Raw genomic sequence first — 2,261 nt, forward strand, 5'->3', positions numbered from 1 at the left:
CGCACGACGACGGGCTGCGACTCGTCCTCGTCATCACCGGCAAGGGGCGGCCGGACGCCTTCGCGATCCAGCCGCACCGCCAGGGCATCCTGCGCCACAGCCTGCCGCACTGGCTGGCGGCGCCGCCGCTCAGCGCCCATGTCCTCCAGGTCGCGCCCGCCCACCAGCGCCACGGCGGGGGCGGGGCCTTCTACGTCTACCTGCGCCGCCGGCGCGAGCGGCCGTGACTGCGGCCGTGACTGCGGCCGTGACTGCGGCCGTGACTGCGGCGCCGCGTGGCGTTGCGCCGGGCCGGCGTGCTGGCTAGGTTCGGGCGCGAGGAGGAACCGGACCGATGCCCGAGACCCTGTTGCAGCCCCTGCGCCCGCTCGAGGTGGCAACCGACCGGCCGCTCCGCGTCGATGCCGCGCTCACCTTCATCGGCGTGATCCGCACACCGTGGAAGACCCGCGACGAATGCCCGAAGCAGGGCGACCGCGAGGCGGGCCCGGAGTGCCGGCTCGAGTTCGAGGCCCCCTGGGGCGAGGCGCTCGACGGGATCGAGCGCTACACGACGCTCGAGGTCCTCTACTGGCTGCACCGCTCCCGCCGCGACCTGATCCACCAGGCCCCCGCCCATGCCGGCGGGACCCGCGGCACCTTCGCGCTGCGCTCGCCGATCCGTCCCAATCCGATCGGCACCTCGATGGTCCGCCTCCTGCGCCGCGAGGGCTCGACGCTGGTGGTCCGCGGCCTCGACTGCCTCGACGGCACGCCGCTCGTCGACGTGAAGCCCGACCGCTGCCGCCTCGAGCCGGCGGAGGCCGCGGGTTAGCCGAGCGCGGCGCGGGGATCGCGGCGGGCGAGGCGCTCGAGCAGATAGTCGACCTCCGCCCGCGCCGTCGGCGAGAGCGCCGGGCCCGGCTTGCGCTGGACCTCCGAGCCGATGATCCCCCGGCGCATCAGCACGTACTTGCGCACCGAGAGGCCGACGCCGGGCTGCTGCTCGTAGCGGATGAGCGGCAGGTGGGCGTCGAAGAGGTCGTGCGCCGCCTCGCGCGCGCCCTCGCGGTGCAGGCGCATGAGCTCGACGAGCATGTCCGGGAAGGCGTAGCCGGTCATTGCACCGTCTGCCCCGCGCTCGGGCTCGAAGTCGAGGAAGAGGCCGCCGTTGGCAGTCAGGATCGAGAAGGGGCGGAGCTTTCCCTCGGCCTGCAGCCGGCGGAGGGCGCTGATCTTCTCCAGCCCCGGCCAGTCCTCGGCCTTGAGCATGACGCAGGAGGGGTGTTCGGACATGATCCGGGCGATCATCGGCACCGAGAGGATCACGCTCAGGGTCAGCGGGTAGTCCTGCAGCACCCAGGGCACGTCGGGGCCGATCGCCTCGACCGCCTGGGCGAACCAGGCGCCGATCTGCTCGTCGCTGCGCAGGTGCGGGGCGGGGGCGACCATGACGCCGGCGGCGCCGGCCTCCATCGCCTCGCGCGCGAGGCGGCGCATGGCGGCGAAGCCCGGGGCCGAGACGCCCACCACCACCGGCACCCGCGACCGCGCCACCACTTGGCGGGCGATGCCGCGCGCCTCCTCGGGCTCGAGCTTCTGCGCCTCGCCCATGATGCCGAGGATGGTGATGCCGGTGGCGCCGCTCTCCTGGTAGAAGTCGGTCAGCCGGTCGAGGCTCGCGCCGTCGAGCCGCCCGTCCGGGTGAAAGGGCGTCGCGGCGATCGGATAGACGCCGGTCGTGCCGGTGCCGAAGCCCATCCGCTCGCCCGCCACGTCCGCCTCCCCCGCCTGCGCCTCCCCTTCTCGCGCCCGCGCCGGGGCATCGTCAAGCGCCGGGGCCTGCCGCCCAGGGCGATCGCCTGAAAGGGAAGGGACTTCCGGAGCGGGAATCGTCGTGATTCATGCGAGGCGTCGAAGCGGCGAGGCCCTTCGCCCATGCCGGCACGCACGCCACCCAGATCCCCCCTGCGGGGTCGGCGCGATCCGGGCTTGCGGGCGAGTAACGAAGCATTAACCCGACGAATCCCTTCAGCATCAATGGGATACCTATAGTTTCGCGCGCGAAATCCTGATCGCGCAGGGCTCGATCGGCTGCATGGACTTCCGCCCCGCTCGTTCCTGCGTCTTCACCCGATTGCCCTTCCCGCCGCCGCGGCGAGCGCCACGTCCCCCGGGAGCCGGGCCGCCGCCGCCGCGAAGCGGGCGGCGATCACCTGGTAGTCCCCCGCCCCGAGCCGCACGAAGCCGAGGAGCCCGAGCTCCGGCACGCCCCCCGCCGC

3 protein-coding genes are annotated in these 2,261 nt (G+C 73.6%); 2 read left to right on the plus strand and 1 reads right to left on the minus strand.

Going from position 1 to position 2,261, the window contains the following annotated elements; genetic code table 11:
• Together Q0112_RS06955 and tsaA are read left to right on the plus strand one after the other, a co-directional pair.
• On the plus strand, nt 1–227 hold a 227-nt coding region (locus Q0112_RS06955; protein ID WP_297973170.1), incomplete at its 5' end, for a Smr/MutS family protein.
• A 107-nt stretch (nt 228–334) separates the two neighbouring features.
• The gene (gene tsaA / locus Q0112_RS06960) at nt 335–814 is read left to right on the plus strand and encodes a tRNA (N6-threonylcarbamoyladenosine(37)-N6)-methyltransferase TrmO (protein WP_297973173.1); all 480 of its coding nucleotides are present in this window, start codon (nt 335–337) and stop codon (nt 812–814) included.
• On the opposite strand, the gene Q0112_RS06965 is transcribed toward tsaA, so the two are convergent.
• Nucleotides 811–1,755, minus strand: coding sequence for a dihydrodipicolinate synthase family protein (locus Q0112_RS06965; RefSeq protein WP_367278451.1), 945 nt, complete (start codon nt 1,753–1,755; stop codon nt 811–813). The two genes, tsaA and Q0112_RS06965, sit on opposite strands and share 4 nt — an antisense overlap.
• Nucleotides 1,756–2,261 lie beyond the last annotated feature (506 nt).

Origin of the sequence: uncultured Amaricoccus sp., from assembly GCF_937858865.1 — a bacterium.
Classification (GTDB): domain Bacteria; phylum Pseudomonadota; class Alphaproteobacteria; order Rhodobacterales; family Rhodobacteraceae; genus Amaricoccus.

Coding starts and splice junctions, on each gene's coding strand:
- tsaA (WP_297973173.1), top strand. CDS start 335: ATGCCCGAGACCCTGTTGCAGCCCCTGCGCCCGCTCGAGGTGGCAACC.